The sequence below is a fragment of the Halomicroarcula saliterrae genome, from assembly GCF_031624395.1.
Lineage (GTDB): Archaea > Halobacteriota > Halobacteria > Halobacteriales > Haloarculaceae > Haloarcula > Haloarcula saliterrae.
On record NZ_JAMQON010000004.1, the window covers coordinates 201,038 to 216,552 of the forward strand.

The following is a 15,515-nucleotide window of genomic DNA, read 5'->3' on the forward strand; positions in this document are numbered from 1 at the left end:
CGAGCCGCTTTTTACCCGAGCGACACTGCTCGCGCCGGATAGCGGCCGGTGGGGCCGTCGATTCTGTATAGCGCTATCTGATTTATCACCGATTCGCCGCCGACGCGTCGAACTTTTACGAGTCGGGCGTTTAGGCGCCGCTAATGGTCCAGAACGTGGCGTCCGTGATGCCGGAGCTGGAGCTTGAGGATTTCCACCTTCTCTCGGGGGTCGAACAGGGGATGCGGTTCTCGGAGTACGTCAACCGGGACAAGCTCACCGACTTCTCCCGGCTCAGCGAGGAGAACGTCGACTACCGGCTGGACCGGTGTGAGGACCGCGGGCTCGTCGAGCGCAAGACCATCCAGTACGAGGGGTTCAAGCTCACCTTCGAGGGGTACGACGCCCTGGCCTTGCACACCTTCGTCGAACGCGACACCATCGAGGGGTTCGGGGCCCCGCTGGGCGTGGGCAAGGAGAGCGACGTCTACGAGGTCCAGTCGTACAAACCCCTGGCGCTGAAATACCACCGCGAGGGGTACACCAACTTCCGCGAGGTGATGCGCGACCGGGACTACACGTCCGACCGCGACCACGTCTCCTGGCTCTACACGGCCCGCAAGGCCGCGGAGCGGGAGCACGAGGCCCTGGAGACGCTGTATCCCGACGTCTCGGTCCCCCAGCCGATCGACACGAACCGCCACGCCATCGTCATGGAGAAAGTCGACGGCGTCGAGCTCTCCCGGACGGGTCTGGAAGCCGAACAGGTCGTTCCCGTTCTGAACCTCGTCCTCGACGAGATGCAGACCGCCTACCAGGAGGGGTTCGTCCACGCGGACATGAGCGAGTACAACGTCTTCGTTACGACTCAGGGGGTCGTCGTCTTCGACTGGCCCCAGGCAGTGCCGACCGACCACGAGAACGCGGAGGAGTTGCTGGCCCGGGACGTCGACAACATCGCGAGCTACTTCCAGCGGAAATACCCCGCAGTGGTGCCAGACGTCGACATCGACGCCGTCGCTGCGGCGCTCACTGACGACAGCTTCGAGACCGTCGGCGACTACACTGTCTGAGGCCGCTATTGCCGTTTTCCGGCCGGTGTGCGCGCTGAGCGGCGGCGCCGTGGTCCGCTCGCAGCCATACCAATAAATTATATATCGCTATAACAAATCGGCTCGCGCGACGAACAGCGCGACACAGCGAACGACGGCTGAAACGCCCGTTCCCGGTCCCGTTGGCGGTCGAAACCGGGGAAAGTAAACCGTTCGGAGCCGAATATCACGGTGTGATGGACCGACGAACCATACTGCGAGCGAGCGGGGTCGCGTTAGCCGCCGGTCTGGCCGGCTGTGGCGGGACCTCGTCGGAGGGGACGCCCGAGGGGACAGCGACAGGCAGCGGTACCACGGTCGCAATGACCGACGGCCTCGTGTTCGACCCCAGGGAGATAACTGTCAGCGTCGGCGACACCGTCACCTGGGAGAACACCGGCTCGGTCCCACACAGCGTCACCGCCTACGAGGCCGACCTGCCCGACGGGGCGACGTACTTCGCCTCCGGCGGGTTCGACAGCGAGTCCGCCGCCAGGGAGAACTATCCCAACGAGGGGGCGATCGGCGCCGGCGAGACCTACGAACACACGTTCGAGACGAGCGGCGAGTTCCCCTACTTCTGTATCCCCCACGAGTCGGGGATGCAAGGGACCGTCGTCGTGGAGTGACGGCGGGCGGCTCAGTTCAGGTAGTCGTGGAGCCCGTCCGCCAGCGAGACGGTGGGCTCGAAGCCCAGTCGCTCCCGGGCCTTGCCGATGTCGGCCACGGAGTGGCGGATATCGCCCTCCCGGGCGTCGACGTGGGTTATCTCGGCCGTGGGGTCGACCTCGTCTCTGATTAGTTCGGCGAGCCCGCGAACGGAGGTCCGCGAGCCGGTGCCGACGTTGAACGCCTCGCCAGTCTCGTCAGTCCGGGCCGCGAGCACGTTCGCCTGCACCACGTCGGCGACGTTGACGAAGTCGCGGGTCTGCTCCCCGTCGCCGTGGACGGTCAGCGGACCGCCGTCGTGGGCCTGCTCGTCGAACGCCTTGATGACGCCAGCGTAGTCACCGCCGGACTGGCGAGGGCCGTAGATGTTGAAATAGCGCAACGCGACGGTCGGGAGGTCATAGAGGTCGGCGTAGAGCCGACAGTAGTGGTCGCTCGTCAGCTTCTCCAGTCCGTAGGGCGAAGACGGGTCTTTCGACTCCGTCTCGGTGATGGGGAGCGTGTCGGGTGCGCCGTAGATAGCGGCACTGGAGGCGAAGACGACGCGGGCGTCCTGCCGACGGGCCGCCTCCAGCACGGCGAGGGTGCCGTTGGCGTTGACCGCGTTGCTCGTCGTCGGGTCCTCCACCGAGCGGGCGACGCTGACGATAGCCGCCTGGTGGAAGACGATATCGACGCCGTCCATGGCCTCAGCGAGGGCCTCGTCGTCGCGGATATCCCCCTCGATGAGCGTCGCGTCGTCGGGGACGTTCGCCCGCTTGCCACTGGAGAAGTTGTCGAGAACACGGACGTCGTTGTCCGGGAGGTGGGCGTCGGCGACGTGGCTGCCGACGAAGCCAGCGCCGCCGGTGACGAGCACCGTCTTGTCGGTCACAGTAGCCGTCATACCGGGGAGTGGGTCGGGCTGTGATAAATAGGTCGGGTCGGTCCAACAACTAAGGGCCTCGGTCGCGTGGGCGGCGAGACGCCCGCAGTCGGCCGGTCAGGCGCTCGCGTTGGAGCTGCTCGGCGCGTTCGTCTCGACGGCCTCGTGGGCCGACTCGGCTTCGAGCAGTTCGCGGTAGCGGTCCCGGATGGTGACCGTGCTCACGTCGGTCGCCCCGCTCACGGTCTCCTGAGTGAGCTCCTCGTTGACGAGCAGCCCGGCGGCGTAGATGGCCGCCGCGGCCAGACCGACGGGACTCTTGCCGCTGTGGACGTTGGCGGCCTTGCCCGTTTCCAGCAGTTCGCGGGCCCGCCGTACCAGTTCGTCGCTGGCGTCGAGTTGGGAAGCGAACTTGGTGAGGTAGTCGGCGGGGTCGGGCGGGCCGATCTCCAGGGCGAGCTCGCGATTGATGTAGCGGTACGCCCGCGTGAACTCCTGTTCGTCCACCCGACTCACCAGCACCATGTCGTCGATGGTCTGGGGGAGGTTCGCCTGCCGGATAGCGGCGTACAGCGCGGCCGTGGCGATGCCCTCGATGGAGCGGCCCGGGAGCAGCCCCTCGTCGAGCGCTCGGCGATAGACGACGCTCGCGGTCTCGCGGGCGCTCTCGGGGACACCAAGAGCGCTCCCCATGCGGTCGATTTCACCGAGCGCCTGTTTGAGGTTGCGCTCGCTGTGGTCCCGCGTCCGGAACCGCTCGTTCCACGTCCGGAGGCGCTGCATCTTCTCGCGCTGGCTCGCCGACAGCGTGTTGCCGTTGGCGTCCTTGTCCTGCCAGCCGATGTTGGTCGACAGCCCCTCGTCGTGCATCATCTTGGTCGTCGGGGCGCCGACGCGGGACTTCTGGTCGCGCTCGGCCGAGTCGAAGGCGCGCCACTCGGGTCCGTGGTCGATCTCGTCTTCCTCGACGACCAGTCCGCAGTCCGCACACACCGTCTCGCCGCGGGCGGCGTCGCTGGTGAGGGAGCCGCCACAGTCCGGGCAGCGGCGCTCGTCAGCGACCGCTGTGTCTTTCTCGTCGACATCGCGCTCGTGGGCGTCGTAGGTGTTGAGTGTAGTCATAATGAGAGTGCGAGTGCGGACCGCCACTCGCGTGTGTATCCAAACGAACACGCGCATCGGGTATCAGGTCTCGGTTGGCATATGCCGAACTGCCGTGTCAGCCCCTCACACGCCCGAGCGGCCGACCCGGAGTCGGCTCCCCTCGGCGACGGCCTCGTCGGCCTCGACGGGGCCCATCGAGCGGGTGACGAACGAGCGAACAATCCACGCTTCGGCCCGCTGGAGACGGTACTGCAGGGTCGAACGCGACACGTCGAGGCGCTCGGCGAGTTCGGTCAGCGACACGTCTCTCGGGGTCCGGTAGTAGCCGTACTCGACGGCCGCTTCGACGGCGGCCTGCTGTTCGGGCGGGAGCTCCGCGAGCGTCACGGCCTCGTCGGCCCAGTAAGCGGGCTCGCCCAGCTGTCTGAATTCGACGGTGAGGCCGGGGCGAAGCTCGTCTTCCAGCGCGCCGAAGAGGTCGTCGACCCCGTCGTCGCTACAGAGAAGCAGGCGCCACTCACAGCGGCTCCCCCGCCGCTCGGTCTCACAGAGGACGCCCTGACCGACGTGTTCGATGGCCAGGCGCGGGATGGAGTGGCAGTCGCCGGCCTCCGAGCGGTAGCTGTAGACGGTGCGCCGGCCCGCCTCGCTGGCGATGACCTCGTAGTGCCAGTCGGTCACGCAGTCGCGGGTGCCGATACACTCCGTACACTGGACGGGGCTGTCGAAGACGTCGTCCAGCCGTTCGAGCGCCGTTTCGGGGCCGGCGACCCGTTCGAGCCGCCACATCCCGTCGTCGGTCACGTTGCAGGCGATAGAGCGGGAGTGGGTCTCCGGATGGTCGATGAACACGTCCATCAACGGGTCCACGTTCCGGTCGTAGTCGATGGTGAAGATGAACTCGCGCACAGACAGGGTACGCGACCGGGGGGCTTATAGCTCCGGAAACGTTCGGCCCACGCCGAACAGTCGATGGTGCCCGTGGCGCTGCCGTGTGACTACCGACAGACGAGAGCGAAGGGAGTGTGGTCGGAGACAGTTTACACGTGAGAAATATAGGTCGAAACGCACTGAGACCGTTCCAAAGTCGCGCGTCACTGGGACGCACAGACCCGATTCGACTGCTGGCTCGGGTCAGGACTGCTGGGCCTGTGCCTCGGCGAGCCAACTGGGGTCGGAGACGGTGGTGGAGCCGATGTCGGTCAGCGAGTAGCGCCACTCCGCCGAGACGGACTGACCGGCGTCGGTCCGGCCGCTGAACGTCCACATCGTCAGCCGGGCGACGTCGTTCTCGTCGACCAGCACGCTGACGGTGAAATCGGTGACCGTGACGTTGTCGCTCCCGAACATCGACGAACCGGTCGCGCCGTTGTAGGTCTGCCACGCGGCGGTGTCGTCGTACTCGTACCGGGAGACGGTGACGCCATCGAACGTCTCGGTCCCCACGAACTGCGCGTCCGATTCGAGCGAGCCGTAGAACGACGACGCGCGGCCGGTCGCCGAGTCGAAGACGTCGGGCGCCTGGTCGTTCACGTTGTAGAACGGCTCCTGACCGCCGCCGTATCTGCTGTAGACCGTGCCGTCGGCGACGAACGTCTCGATTTCGACAGTGCTGTCGGGGCCGGTCGTCGAGAACAGCTCGACCGACCGGTTCGCGTCGAGGTCGACGCGGTAGGTGTCGGTAATCGAAGCCGTCGTCCCGTCGGCCTCGGTGACGGAGTAGCTCCACTCGGTGGTGAAGCTCCCCGCGTCGCGGAGTCTCTCGTCGGCCTCGGTCAACGAGAGCCCGTCGCTCGACGCGCTGTCACCGGACGACGACGGACTGCCTGTCGCCGCCTCGGTCCCGTTCTCGGAGCCGTCGGTCACGCCCCCGCCCGAACAGCCCGCGAGGGCGACTGTCAGCACGACCAGTAGCGTCGACAAGCGTACGTATTTCATCACCAAGAGAACACCGGTAGAGAATATAAGCTAGTGGGATTGATACGATAACACGTCGATTAGATACTCGTTACCTCCGGTTATCCCAGCCCTGAGTCAATCGTACTCTGCACCCAATGTTTCTGTTACAGCCAATCGGTCTCGGGGTCGATCGCGTCCGGCGGCGTCTCGCCGGCCAGCGCCGCGCGGACGTTCGCCGCGACGGTGGCGTTGAGCTCCGCGCGCGCTTCCGCGGAGTACCACGCGGCGTGGGGGGTGACCACGCAGTTGTCGAGTTCGACGAGCGGGTGGTCGGGGGCCGGTGGTTCCGTCCGGAGCACGTCGAGGCCGGCAGCGGCGATGGTCCCCTCGGCCAGCGCGTCGGCTAGCGCCGCCTCGTCGACGAGCCCGCCCCGGCCGGTGTTGACGAGGACGGCGTGGTCATGCATCGCGTCGAGCGCGTCGGCGTCGACGAGCCCGCGCGTGCCGTCGGTCAGCGGCGCGTGCAGGGAGACGAAGTCGGCCTGGTCATACAGGGCCTCGAGGGTCACCTTCTCCACGTCAGCGTCGGCCATCGTCTCGGCGTCGACGTAGGGGTCGTAGGCGACCACGTCGATATCGAACCCGCGCACCTGCTCGCGGACCCGCCGGGCGATGGGACCGAAGGAGACCAGCCCGAGCGTCCGGCCGCGCAGTCGGTGGACGCGACGGCCCCGTTCCCAGCCCCAGTTGCCGGCCCGGGTGTCTCGGTCGTAGGCGGCGACGCTGCGGGCGCAGTCGAGCAGGAGCGTCACGGTGTGGGTGGCGACCTCGCGAGTGCAGTAGTCGGGGGCGTTGGTGACGGTGACACCGTGCTTCGTGGCCGCAGCCACGTCTATGTTCTCGATGCCGACGCCGGCCCGGGCGACGACCCGCAGGCCGTCGAGCCTGTCGAAGACGGCGGCGCCGACCGGCGTGTTCACGTCGACGACCAGTCCGTCGGCGCCGTCGGCGGCGTCCACCAGCGCCGCTTCGCTGTCGGTGGCAGCGACGGTCACGTCGGCGTCGAGCTGTTCGCGGAGCCGTCCGGCGTCTATCATCGGGTCGTCGCTGGCCACGACTCGGTCCATACTCGAACGATAGGGAACCTCGGACATAAGGGAGCCGCCGCGTTCCCGGTCGCCGGGAACGCCGTGTGGGCAACAGTCACACGCCAGCGCGGGTCCGAACGGTTTAAGACTTCGAGTCCGGAACACAAACCAACTCGCTGGACGACGGGCACCAGCGGGCACCTGCGTGTGCAGGTCGGGATGTGAGTCCCCACGGGACAGTCAGTCTCCGAGGCGACTTGAACCACGCAACGCCCGTGGTGAAACACAATGGCACGAAGCGCATACTCGTACATCCGAGACGCATGGCAGACCCCCAAAGAGGGGAAACTAGCGGAGCTGCAGTGGCAGCGCCAGCAGGAGTGGCGCAACGAGGGGTCGGTCGTCCGCATCGAGCGCCCGACCCGCCTCGACAAGGCCCGCTCGCAGGGGTACAAGGCAAAGCAGGGCGTCGTCGTCGCCCGCGTGTCCGTCCGGAAGGGCAGCGCCCGCAAGCAGCGACACAAGGCCGGTCGACGCTCGAAGCGACAGGGCGTCACCCGCATCACTCGCCGGAAGAACCTCCAGCGCGTCGCCGAGGAGCGCGCCGCGCGGGTCTACCCGAACCTCCGGGTCCTGAACAGCTACTCCGTCGGCCAGGACGGCCGACAGAAGTGGCACGAAGTCATCCTCGTCGACCCGGAGCACCCGGCTATCCGGAACGACGACGACCTCAACTGGATCTGCGAACCGGACCAGAACGACCGCGTCTTCCGCGGCCTCACCGGCGCCGGCCGGCGTAACCGCGGGCTGAGCGGCAAGGGCAAGGGCTCGGAGAAGACCCGTCCCTCGATCCGCTCGAACGACGGCAAGGGCAAGTAACACGACCGAACCGTCGGTTTTGCTTTGGAACTCCGGCGATACGTTTCGACGGCCGACCACCGCGTGCTCCACCCGCAGTTCGTGACAATCGAACGTAATTTTAATATACGCCGGCTTCGAGTCGGATTTATGACGAAAGAAAACCGTGCGGCCCACCGCGTGTGTCCGGAGTGCGAGACGAGCCCGATTCTCCAGCAGGACGGCAACGCCTTCTGTGACATCTGCAACCGGTATATGGAGACGCGGACGCTGGTCAGCTGACGCGGTGGTCCGGCCGACAGATAGGGCGGGCCAGTTCCGGTTGCATACGAGTAGGCATCGCCCCGACCCGAGCGGTTCGGAGTAAGACGGTCCCACTCGGAACTAAGCGGCCCGAACAAGTCGTACGAGATAGCTACGCCGCTGAACGACGGCCGCGGTTTTTCCCAGTGCACTCCTTGCGTCGGGACGCGGCGCTGTGACAGGAGACCGATCATGACTGACGAGACAACGGACGAGAGTGGCGACGCTACAGCACGCACCGACAGCGACTGGGAGCTCCCGTCGCGGCTGACAGCCAGGCGCGACATCCTCAAAACCGGGGCCGCCGCCTCGGCGGTACTGGGCGTCGGGTTCGCCGGTGCCACCGGCGGACTCGCACAGGAAGGAGACGACGCCGGAAACGAGACGGAGACCGTCGCCGAACAGGCCTCGGTGTCGTTCCTGAACCAGCCGACCGACGGCACCGCCGTCACCGTCGAGTCGGTCACGGTCCCCGAGGGCGGCTACGTCACCGTCCACGACGCTACCCTGCTCGACGGGGCCGTCGTCGAGAGCGTCATCGGCGTCAGCGACTATCTCGACCCCGGCGCCTACGAGGCCGTCGAGGTCGACCTGTACGAGGTCCCCGGTGGGAGCACCGACCAGTCGGCCCTCGAAGAGACACAGGCGCTGTTCGCGATGCCACACGAGGAGACGACCGACAACGAGAGCTACGACTTCGTCGAGTCGGGTGGCGAGTCCGACGGCCCGTACGTCCGCGAGGGGCAGGCAGTCGTCGACGTCGGGTACGCCGTCGTCGACGGGGCCGCAAACGGCACCGCGACCCCCGAGAACGCCACGGCGACCCCCGAAAACGCCACCGCGACGCCCGAGAACGCCACCGCGACGCCGACAGACGCCGCCGACGGCGAGGCCTCGGTCACGTTCCTGAACCAGTCGACCGACGGCACCACCGTGACGGTCGCAGCGGTCACGCTGCCCGAGGGCGGCTACGTCGCTGTCCACGACGTCACCCTGCTCGACGGGGCCGTCGTCGAGAGCGTCATCGGCGTCAGCGAGTACCTCGAACCGGGCAGCTACGTGGACGGCGAGATTACCCTGTACGAAGTCCCCGGCGCGGAGTTCGACCAGTCGGCGCTCGAAGAGACACAGGCGCTCATCGCGATGCCCCACGAAGAGACGACCGACAACGAGAGCTACGACTTCGTCGAGTCGGGCGGCGAGTCCGACGGCCCGTACGTTCAGGCCGGCCAGCCGGTCGTCACCGCCGCCTACGCATCGGTCGACGAGGAGGCCGAAACGGCGACCCCGGACGGCGAGACCGACACGCCGGAAGGTAACGAGACCGATACGCCAGAAGACAACGAGACGGCCCCCGAGAACGAGACGGCGTAACCCGTCTCTCGGTCGTTCGACGCCGACAGCCGAGTGCTGTTCCGGGCGACGCCCAGACGCCCTGCTCCTGTGCGGTCCGTTCGGACTACGCCCAGACGCTCTGCTCCTGTGCGGCGCGTTCGCGCTACGCCCAGACGCTCTGCTCCCAGTCCATGATTGTAACGACCACGACGTGGGGGAGGGTGACGACCGCGATGAACACCAGATACAGACCGACCCACTCGGGGACGGTCGCCGGCGGGTTCGGGACGACCACGGCGAGGCCGGCGAGCAGGGCGAGCGACGCCGCCGTCAGGGGGAACGCGTCGCGGGCGAACCGGGCCAGCGCCGCCGTTGGTTCGCGGTCCCGGAGCGCCGCCGCCGCTCCGTCGTCGACGAGCAGCAGGCGGGCGATGTGGCGCAGCGAGTGCCAGAGGGTGAAGTAGACGCCGATGGCGAGGACGGGCGGGACGAGAGCGAAGTACGCGACGAGCCCGAGCGTCTCGGCGGCGTCGAGACGCCACGGGCCGCGGTCGTCGGCGCGGACGTACCCCAGGGCCAGCGTCGCGGCGACGACGGCGCCGTAGCCGACGCCGAGCGCGAGGCGAACGTCCGGCCGGAACGCCCACGCGAGCGCCCCGACGGCCTCCGGGGCGAAGCGGCCCACGAGGGTCTCCGCGACCCGGCGGTACCACGCCGGGAACGCGAGCAGGGGGACGAGCATCGGGAGCCCGCCCCGGACGACGACAGTCCCCACGCGTTGGGGGAGCGACCGGAGGTAATCGGCGTCGGCGAGGGCCACCAACACGTAGAGGTCCCCCTGACCCCAGTGAAACCAGGTGACGAGGATGAAGAGGGCGAAGGCGGCGGCGGGCCCGAGGAACCAGCCGACGGCGTAGGCCCCGCCGACGACGCCGTAGAGGGCGACCACGCGGGCGACGGCCCCCCGGTCCGGTGGTCGGCCGCGGGCGCGGGCGACAGCGAGGTGGTCGACGGCCCCGTGCGGGAGCCCCAGCACCAGGGCGCTGGCGACCAGCGGCGCGTACTGGAGCGTCGGCGGCAGCGAGAGCCCCACGAGAGCGATAGCGACGAGCGCGACGGTTGCCGCCCACCCCGGACTGAAAACGAGGGGGCGGAGCGTCCGCCGTGCCGCCCGGGTCGTCGCCACCGTGTCACCGCCCCCCGAACAGGGCGCCGACGGTGCGGAGGTCCCGCCGTTCGACCGCTCGCAACCGGTCGGCGAGCCAGACGTAGAGGACGAGCCCCTGGACGACGAACAGCGAGGTCAACAGGAAGAACGTCGCCTCTTCTATCGGAAGGCCCAACAGCGGGACGTCGACCCCGGTCGTGTACCGGTCCGAGATGGTCCAGAGCCCGACCCCGATAGCGGCCCGGTCGACGAGCCAGAGATACAGCGTGGGGGGCAGCGTGGCTCCGAGGACGGCGCGCCACTCGGCCAGCAGGAAGGGCCAGCCGAACGCCCACTGGATGGCCAGAATGGGCGCGCTCCAGACCAGTAGCGACCCAAGATACAGCCCGCTGTCGTCGCCCAGCAAAACGACACCCGCGAGGGCGACGACTCCGGCACCGAGCAGTCCGAGGGCCCGCTCCGGAAGTGACAGCGACAGCGGTCGCTCCGTCGCGACGGGAAACCGAGCGGCCCAGAGCGCGACCAGCAGGGGCTGGAAAACGAAGAAGAGATACTCGCCCAGCGGGGCCGCCCAGAACCTGAGCGCCACCGTCCCCTCGCCGTACCACCAGACGCCGCGGAGGATGAGGTAGTTGTCCCACGGTGTGGTGTACACGAGCGCCAGCGTCGCGAGCAGAGCGGTCGCCGTCAGGACGTCGCGGCGCGTCCCGAGCCGATAGCGGGCGGCCAGGGCCAGCAGACCGATGACAGGGAGGATCGCGACGGAGTGGAACTCCAGATACGAGAGGCCAGCGAACATCGAGCGGTGCCTCAGCCGCGCCAGGTCGGCTGGCCGTGGCTGGCGGGCTCGGCGGCCGTCGCGCCGGGGCCGCCCTCGGAGACGGCGCTGACGGCGTAGAAGGTCGCCTCGGGGTCGCCGTTGCGCCGCCAGTGCCACCACGTCCGGGCCAGCAGCCAGAGGCGGCGGCGACGGGTCAGCTCCGGGGTTTTCGTCAGCACGTCGTAGCCCCGCGAGCGGATGAGCCGGTGGTGCTCGGCGTACAGCACCGCCGACAGCAGGACGCCGAACTGGCAGTCCTCGGGGAGATACCGGATGCCGGCGACGCCCTCCCGGTAGCGGTCTTCGGTCCGGGCCAGCTCCTCCTGCATCACGGCGCGAAAGCCGTCGTCGACGTCGGCTTTGGCCAGTTGCTCCTCGGTGACGCCGTGACGGGAGAGCGTCTCCTGTGGGAGGTACACCCGGCCGTACTCGTGGATGTCCTCGCGGACGTCCCGGAGGAAGTTCGAGAGCTGGAACGCCTCGGCGAGCGCCTGCGCGTGGGGCAGAGCGGTGTCGGCTTCGGGCGGGTCCATCACCATCGTCATCATGTTGCCGACGGCGACGGCCGACCCCCGCATGTACTCACGGAGGTCCTCGAAGGTCTCGTAGCGGGCCTGGGCGATGTCCATCTCCATCGCGTCGACGAAGACGTTGACCTCCTCGTCCGGGATGTCGTTTGCCGCCCGGAGTTCCTGAAAGGCGGCGAGGACCTCCCCGTCGGGCATCTCGCTCGCGTCGCGGTTGCCCAGAGCGGCCTCGCGAATCTCCTCCAGGCGCTCGTGCTGGACGTTCGGGGGCGGCCCGTCGGGCTGGTCGACGACCTCGTCGGCGACCCGAAAGAAGGCGTACATCACGTACGTCGGGTGGCGAATCCGCTCGGGGAGGAGGCGAGTGGCGAGGTGGAAGGTCCGACCGGTCTGCTGTTGAATCGACTTGCTGGTGCGTATATTATCAGATTGCATTATCACGACAGGGTGGACTGTGAGTTGGTTTTCGACGCGCTGTGGCGGACACGCCGCCCGGATACGTGCGGGGAGCGTGGAGACGAGCGCAGCTGGGCGGCTAGCAGAGACGACCGCAGAGTAGGCGCCGGCTGGCTCGAAAGTCCCGATTGGCACATCGTATGCCCGCTAATTAGGATAGGACGGATTTAAATTGCCTGCCAAACTGGGTCGGACGCCTCGCCCGTGGCCAGTTACCACGTCTCGAAGATGGCCTCGAGCAGTTTCCGCTCGCCGGCACGCAGATGCTGGTGGAAGGTAGAGGGACAGATGCCCATCGACTCGGCGAGTTCCTCGCCGGAGACGTCCCGGGGCCAGTCGAAGAAGCCGCCGAGATACCCCTTCCGGAGCGCCGTCAGCTGGCGGTTCGTCAGGCGGTCTTCGAGCGTCCCCAGGAACGCCTGCCGGGAGACCGGCGGCTCGTCGCGTTCCCTGACCGAGAGGAGGTCAGTGCTGGGGTAGCGGTCCCGGACGTGTTCGACGATACTGCGTGTCTCCGTCGTCGACGGGAGCGTGACGGTAAAGCGGGCGAACTCGGGCGAGACCACGATATCCCGCGTCTCCGCGCCCCGGTCGGCCAGCAGCGAGACGACCGGCGGGTCGGAGACGGTGAACTCGAACAGCGCCGTCGATTCGGCGGTCGAGACGTGGGTGACGGCACTGACGTGCGGGTGGTCGCCGGCCACCGCACACACCGTCGACGGGTCGTCGCTCTCGACGAGGAAGAACATCACCGTCTCCTCGTCGCCGGCGACGCTCCCGCCGTACTCCAGCCGACAGCCCAGTTCACGGGCCAGCGAGACGAAGAAGATGTCGTCGTCGCGAATCTGGAGTTCGAGTTCGGTGACGTTGTCGGCGGTCAGCAGGCGGCTCGTCTCGGTGGCGTCGATGGCGGTGGCGACGGCCTGCCCGACGGCGCCCAGTACGGCCCGCTCGCGCGGGTCGAACACGTCGGGGCTGTCGGCGTACACCGTCAACACGCCGTACAGCGACTCGCCGGCGACGAGCGGCACCGCGGCCAGCGAAGCCGCGTCGGCCGCTGCGAGCTCCGTGTGGGTACGCCCGATATCCCCCGTCGCGAACTGTATCTCCTCGGTCCGCGCGGCGAGTGCGACGGGGTCGTCCGCCGCGAGCGAGATTGCGAGGTCGGTGTCGCGGTCGTCCGACAGCGCCGCCGGCCGCAGCGTTTCGTCCCGGAGATCGAACTCGGCCACCCAGGCAAAGCGGTAGGAGTCGACGGTCGCCAGCCGGTCGACCACGGTCTGCTGGATAGCGCCCCGCGAACCGGCGCTCATCACGTCGTCCATCACCGCGGTGATGAGCCCCTCGACGCGGTCGACGAGGTGCTGGAGGTTCGAGCGCTCCGCTTTGAGCTGCTCACTGCGTCGTTCGGCCGAAAGCTCGGCCAGTTTCCGCTGTGTGATATCGATGTGGGCGACGACGGCGCTGCCCGCTTCCTCGGGCGGCAACGGCGCGACCCGCATCAGGAACCACTGCTTCTCGTCCGGCGAGTGACAGGGGTATTCGAGCGTGAACAGCTCCTGCTTCCCGGAGATGACGGCCTCGATACCCTCGACGGCCTGCCCGGCGTACTCGTCCGCGTCGACGTCGGTCGTCCCGAAATAGTTCACGCCCTGCATCTCGCCCTCGTCGGCGCTGGCGAACTCCCGCCACGCGCGGTTGGTGAACAGAATCGTCCCGTCCGCGTCGAGCACGGCGATGTTGATGGGGAGCGTATCGAGCGTCGAGTGAACGAGCGTTTGGGGTGGTTGCATGTTCGGTCCTCGGCTCCGAACAGCCGATAGACAACGTAGTGCTGGCAGTTTGATAAACGTATGGCCGACGCCGAACGGTGGCGCTTGCCCGCTCGGAAAATACTTTACCGTGCCAGCCGCTACCATCGGGTATGTTCGGGTCCCGGCGCGACGGGGAGACGGTGACCTGTATCGCCTGTGGCGAGGAGCGTCCCCGGTCCGACGCCCGCGAGTACGACAAGCACGGGGACCGGTGGGACCGCCGGGACAAGACCTTCGAGTTTCTCTGCAAGGGGTGTTTCACCGAGACCTGCCGCCAGCCCCGCGACGGGCTCGAAGCGACGCTCGCGGCGGCCGACGCCGGCGAGACGGACCGCGCGACCTTCCTGCGGCAGTTCCGCGAACTGGTCCGGGAGCGAAGCGTCGAGCGGGAGTGAACTAGAGCGACTCGCACCGACGAGCGGTCGCTGTAGCTGCCATTCTGCCGCTAGCGGAGCGGCCGTGCTGTTGTGGGCTGACACCGGCCGTCAGGTTGGCGATAAATCAAATACCGCGATATCAAATCGGACGGACAGCGACATCGCGGAGCCGTGGCACACAGGGGGCGCCAAAGGACTTATAGTTGGAAGTTTAACACTTCTTTGTGACTGGAGAGACCACAGACCGGGACGAGGGTGTGGACTTTACCCCCATCAACCCGGTCCTCACGGGCATAGAGTACCCGATTACCACGGCGGAACTCGTCGGACAGCACGGCGCCCGGAGCGTCGAACGGACCAACGCTGAATCGATTACGGTCCAAGAACTGTTCAGGGGGACCGGGGCGGACACGTTCGAGTCACCCGAAGAAGTACGCCAGAGCCTGCTCAATCTGATGCCCGGCGAGTCCGTCGGCCGCCAGCGGTACTCCGACCGCGGGGGCGCGACGCCCGACAACGGGCCGGAGCGAGGGGACGACACGCTGTAGCCGACGGGAGAGACCCGCCGGGATACGCCGAATCGGCCCCTTAGCCCGACTGCCGTCGCTGTTTGGCCGTCGCCGGTCGGGTCCGTCTGCTCTCGTCGTAGACGCTACCTACGGGCTCGTTAGACGCCATATAGGTCCCGAGCGTCACCCCGTAGACCGCGTGGCCGACGTGGAACACCAGCGCGTCCTCGGACTGTAGTTCGCGACCGAGGACGCGGACGAAGATGACCCGCGAGCCGATAGCCGAGAGGCAGAGACCGTACCCCAGTCCGCCGGCCACGCTCACCCGCTCTCGTACCGCCGGGTCGCTCACGTCGACGAAACTCGCGAGCAACCCGTAGACGCCGCCACCCACGACGCCGTAGAGAAGGTGTAAGACCAGCCCCGGGACGAAGTGCTGTTCCACGTCGCCACCACTGACGTACCGGGCCCAGAACTCGGCCGTCGGGGGGAGCGCTTTGAACACGGGGGCGCGGTAGACGGTCATGACGACCGTCGCGACGAGCCCCCCGACACAACCCCGTGTGACGGACCCCCGGAGTCGTGAAGACGACGGGACGCGGAGTGCCCTGGTCTCGCTTCGCCGACCTCGATGCGGTGGTTGGGATCCGGAT

At 67.7% G+C, this 15,515-nt stretch carries 17 protein-coding genes; 7 read left to right on the forward strand and 10 right to left on the reverse strand.

Annotated features, from left to right (window positions below; genetic code table 11):
• Window positions 1-143 precede the first annotated feature (143 nt).
• Together NDI56_RS14730 and NDI56_RS14735 are read left to right on the forward strand one after the other, a co-directional pair.
• A complete protein-coding gene (locus NDI56_RS14730; protein WP_310920368.1) occupies window positions 144-1,052 on the forward strand; it encodes a serine/threonine-protein kinase RIO2 in 909 nt (302 codons plus the stop codon).
• A gap of 215 nt (window positions 1,053-1,267) precedes the next feature.
• Window positions 1,268-1,699, forward strand: coding sequence for a cupredoxin domain-containing protein (locus tag NDI56_RS14735; protein ID WP_310920369.1), 432 nt, complete (start codon window positions 1,268-1,270; stop codon window positions 1,697-1,699).
• Between the two features lie 11 nt (window positions 1,700-1,710).
• Here the strand turns inward: NDI56_RS14735 and NDI56_RS14740 are convergent, their stop codons facing one another.
• From NDI56_RS14740 to NDI56_RS14760, 5 genes are all read right to left on the reverse strand, one after another.
• Entirely contained in the window at window positions 1,711-2,625 is a 915-nt protein-coding gene (locus tag NDI56_RS14740) for an NAD-dependent epimerase/dehydratase family protein (protein WP_310920370.1), read from the reverse strand.
• A gap of 96 nt (window positions 2,626-2,721) precedes the next feature.
• Window positions 2,722-3,726 (reverse strand): transcription initiation factor IIB, encoded by a 1,005-nt coding sequence (locus NDI56_RS14745; RefSeq protein WP_310920371.1) that lies wholly within the window; start codon window positions 3,724-3,726, stop codon window positions 2,722-2,724.
• A gap of 105 nt (window positions 3,727-3,831) precedes the next feature.
• On the reverse strand, window positions 3,832-4,617 hold the full coding sequence (locus NDI56_RS14750) for a helix-turn-helix domain-containing protein (RefSeq protein WP_310920372.1): 786 nt from the start codon (window positions 4,615-4,617) through the stop codon (window positions 3,832-3,834).
• A gap of 225 nt (window positions 4,618-4,842) precedes the next feature.
• Complete coding sequence (locus tag NDI56_RS14755) at window positions 4,843-5,646, reverse strand: DUF7537 family lipoprotein (protein ID WP_310920373.1); 804 nt, start codon at window positions 5,644-5,646, stop codon at window positions 4,843-4,845.
• Between the two features lie 125 nt (window positions 5,647-5,771).
• The gene (locus NDI56_RS14760) at window positions 5,772-6,734 is read right to left on the reverse strand and encodes a C-terminal binding protein (protein ID WP_310920374.1); all 963 of its coding nucleotides are present in this window, start codon (window positions 6,732-6,734) and stop codon (window positions 5,772-5,774) included.
• A 249-nt stretch (window positions 6,735-6,983) separates the two neighbouring features.
• Between NDI56_RS14760 and NDI56_RS14765 the strand changes: the two genes are divergently transcribed.
• From NDI56_RS14765 to NDI56_RS14775, 3 genes are all read left to right on the forward strand, one after another.
• Window positions 6,984-7,574: a 50S ribosomal protein L15e gene (locus NDI56_RS14765; protein WP_310920375.1), complete on the forward strand. Its 591-nt coding sequence runs from the start codon at window positions 6,984-6,986 to the stop codon at window positions 7,572-7,574.
• 129 nt (window positions 7,575-7,703) lie between these two features.
• Window positions 7,704-7,835: a hypothetical protein gene (locus tag NDI56_RS14770; protein WP_310920376.1), complete on the forward strand. Its 132-nt coding sequence runs from the start codon at window positions 7,704-7,706 to the stop codon at window positions 7,833-7,835.
• 213 nt (window positions 7,836-8,048) lie between these two features.
• Window positions 8,049-9,230 carry a DUF7282 domain-containing protein gene (locus NDI56_RS14775; protein ID WP_310920377.1) on the forward strand — a complete coding sequence of 394 codons (1,182 nt, stop codon included), beginning with the start codon at window positions 8,049-8,051 and terminating at the stop codon, window positions 9,228-9,230.
• Between the two features lie 124 nt (window positions 9,231-9,354).
• On the opposite strand, the gene NDI56_RS14780 is transcribed toward NDI56_RS14775, so the two are convergent.
• From NDI56_RS14780 to NDI56_RS14795, 4 genes are all read right to left on the reverse strand, one after another.
• Window positions 9,355-10,377: a Brp/Blh family beta-carotene 15,15'-dioxygenase gene (locus NDI56_RS14780; protein WP_310920378.1), complete on the reverse strand. Its 1,023-nt coding sequence runs from the start codon at window positions 10,375-10,377 to the stop codon at window positions 9,355-9,357.
• Between the two features lie 4 nt (window positions 10,378-10,381).
• Window positions 10,382-11,158 (reverse strand): lycopene cyclase domain-containing protein, encoded by a 777-nt coding sequence (locus NDI56_RS14785; RefSeq protein WP_310920379.1) that lies wholly within the window; start codon window positions 11,156-11,158, stop codon window positions 10,382-10,384.
• Between the two features lie 11 nt (window positions 11,159-11,169).
• A complete protein-coding gene (locus tag NDI56_RS14790; protein ID WP_310920380.1) occupies window positions 11,170-12,141 on the reverse strand; it encodes a phytoene/squalene synthase family protein in 972 nt (323 codons plus the stop codon).
• A 233-nt stretch (window positions 12,142-12,374) separates the two neighbouring features.
• Entirely contained in the window at window positions 12,375-13,955 is a 1,581-nt protein-coding gene (locus NDI56_RS14795; protein ID WP_310920381.1) for a bacterio-opsin activator domain-containing protein, read from the reverse strand.
• Window positions 13,956-14,086: 131 nt separating this feature from the next.
• Here NDI56_RS14795 and NDI56_RS14800 point away from each other — a divergent pair, with 131 nt between their 5' ends.
• Window positions 14,087-14,371 (forward strand): DUF7562 family protein, encoded by a 285-nt coding sequence (locus NDI56_RS14800; RefSeq protein ID WP_310920382.1) that lies wholly within the window; start codon window positions 14,087-14,089, stop codon window positions 14,369-14,371.
• A gap of 206 nt (window positions 14,372-14,577) precedes the next feature.
• Window positions 14,578-14,901: a DUF5789 family protein gene (locus NDI56_RS14805; RefSeq protein WP_310920383.1), complete on the forward strand. Its 324-nt coding sequence runs from the start codon at window positions 14,578-14,580 to the stop codon at window positions 14,899-14,901.
• 40 nt (window positions 14,902-14,941) lie between these two features.
• On the opposite strand, the gene NDI56_RS14810 is transcribed toward NDI56_RS14805, so the two are convergent.
• The gene (locus NDI56_RS14810) at window positions 14,942-15,388 is read right to left on the reverse strand and encodes a hypothetical protein (RefSeq protein ID WP_310920384.1); all 447 of its coding nucleotides are present in this window, start codon (window positions 15,386-15,388) and stop codon (window positions 14,942-14,944) included.
• Window positions 15,389-15,515 lie beyond the last annotated feature (127 nt).

What these genes read in the sequence shown, in the direction of transcription:
- NDI56_RS14730 (WP_310920368.1), top strand. Translation starts at nt 144, where the DNA reads ATGGTCCAGAACGTGGCGTCCGTGATGCCGGAGCTGGAGCTTGAGGAT.
- NDI56_RS14735 (WP_310920369.1), top strand. Translation starts at nt 1,268, where the DNA reads ATGGACCGACGAACCATACTGCGAGCGAGCGGGGTCGCGTTAGCCGCC.
- NDI56_RS14740 (WP_310920370.1), bottom strand. Translation starts at nt 2,625, where the DNA reads ATGACGGCTACTGTGACCGACAAGACGGTGCTCGTCACCGGCGGCGCT.
- NDI56_RS14745 (WP_310920371.1), bottom strand. Translation starts at nt 3,726, where the DNA reads ATGACTACACTCAACACCTACGACGCCCACGAGCGCGATGTCGACGAG.
- NDI56_RS14755 (WP_310920373.1), bottom strand. Translation starts at nt 5,646, where the DNA reads ATGAAATACGTACGCTTGTCGACGCTACTGGTCGTGCTGACAGTCGCC.
- NDI56_RS14760 (WP_310920374.1), bottom strand. Translation starts at nt 6,734, where the DNA reads ATGGACCGAGTCGTGGCCAGCGACGACCCGATGATAGACGCCGGACGG.
- NDI56_RS14765 (WP_310920375.1), top strand. Translation starts at nt 6,984, where the DNA reads ATGGCACGAAGCGCATACTCGTACATCCGAGACGCATGGCAGACCCCC.
- NDI56_RS14770 (WP_310920376.1), top strand. Translation starts at nt 7,704, where the DNA reads ATGACGAAAGAAAACCGTGCGGCCCACCGCGTGTGTCCGGAGTGCGAG.
- NDI56_RS14775 (WP_310920377.1), top strand. Translation starts at nt 8,049, where the DNA reads ATGACTGACGAGACAACGGACGAGAGTGGCGACGCTACAGCACGCACC.
- NDI56_RS14785 (WP_310920379.1), bottom strand. Translation starts at nt 11,158, where the DNA reads ATGTTCGCTGGCCTCTCGTATCTGGAGTTCCACTCCGTCGCGATCCTC.
- NDI56_RS14790 (WP_310920380.1), bottom strand. Translation starts at nt 12,141, where the DNA reads ATGCAATCTGATAATATACGCACCAGCAAGTCGATTCAACAGCAGACC.
- NDI56_RS14795 (WP_310920381.1), bottom strand. Translation starts at nt 13,955, where the DNA reads ATGCAACCACCCCAAACGCTCGTTCACTCGACGCTCGATACGCTCCCC.
- NDI56_RS14800 (WP_310920382.1), top strand. Translation starts at nt 14,087, where the DNA reads ATGTTCGGGTCCCGGCGCGACGGGGAGACGGTGACCTGTATCGCCTGT.
- NDI56_RS14810 (WP_310920384.1), bottom strand. Translation starts at nt 15,388, where the DNA reads ATGACCGTCTACCGCGCCCCCGTGTTCAAAGCGCTCCCCCCGACGGCC.